We start from the raw sequence: 1,154 nt of genomic DNA, 5'->3' as shown, positions 1-1,154 counted from the left end.
CATCTGTCTTGCATAACCGCCTGCGCACGCTTTACGCCCAGTAATTCCGATTAACGCTTGCACCCTACGTATTACCGCGGCTGCTGGCACGTAGTTAGCCGGTGCTTATTCTTCAGGTACCGTCATGAGGCATCTTTATTAGAAACGCCCTTTTCTTCCCTGACAAAAGCGGTTTACAACCCGAAGGCCTTCTTCCCGCACGCGGCATGGCTGGATCAGACTTGCGTCCATTGTCCAAAATTCCCCACTGCTGCCTCCCGTAGGAGTCTGGGCCGTGTCTCAGTCCCAGTGTGGCTGGTCGTCCTCTCAGACCAGCTACAGATCGTTGCCTTGGTGGGCTTTTACCCCGCCAACTAGCTAATCTGATATCGGCCGCTCCAATCGCGCGAGGTCTTGCGATCCCCCGCTTTCACCCTCAGGTCGTATGCGGTATTAGCTGCTCTTTCGAGCAGTTATCCCCCACGACTGGGCACGTTCCGATATATTACTCACCCGTTCGCCACTCGTCAGCTTAACCTGTTACCGTTCGACTTGCATGTGTAAGGCATGCCGCCAGCGTTCAATCTGAGCCAGGATCAAACTCTACAGTTCGATCTTGATTTACTCAACGGAATCGACTTAAACCATTTGCATGATTCAAATCTAATTTCCGTGAGCGTTTAAAGTCCGAAGGACCGTCATCAGTCACCTGATAACATCACTTCGCCTCAAACGCCCACGCTTATCGGCTGTTAATTTTTAAAGAACATCGCAAACTTCAGAGTCTTAACTCTTCAATCTGCGGCGCTGACGTTGTTTATTCGTCAGCAGCAAAGAAGCGAGATTCTAATCTGCTTTTCGCTTTGTCGTCAAGTATTTTTGAAAATTTCTTTCCGCCATACTCGGCAACTTGCAGTTTCTTTACTACTTTCAAACTATCCGCTTTCGCGTTTTGTTCGTTAGCAGCAAAGAGGCGAGATTTTGATCTGCTTTCGCAGCATCGTCAAGTACTTTTCAAAAATTCTTTCGAACCCTTCGAAGCACCCGCCGACTTGTCTCAAGCCCGCCCAGGTCTTTCAACCCGACTCCGCCAACCCCTCTACGCCCTGCAATCCGCTTCCAGATCACTCAGCGCTTTGTCATCAGCGAAGCCCACGACTGTAGCACAGGTTTTT

Annotated in this window: 1 rRNA gene; it reads right to left on the bottom strand. The window is 50.1% G+C overall.

Annotated elements, in window-relative coordinates:
* A 16S ribosomal RNA gene (locus tag ACXRVZ_RS27605) occupies positions 1–591 on the bottom strand; the annotation flags it as partial.
* Positions 592–1,154 lie beyond the last annotated feature (563 nt).

This window comes from Roseateles sp. P5_E8 (genome assembly GCF_054177665.1).
This window is presented reverse-complemented; position numbering and strand designations above follow the sequence as displayed.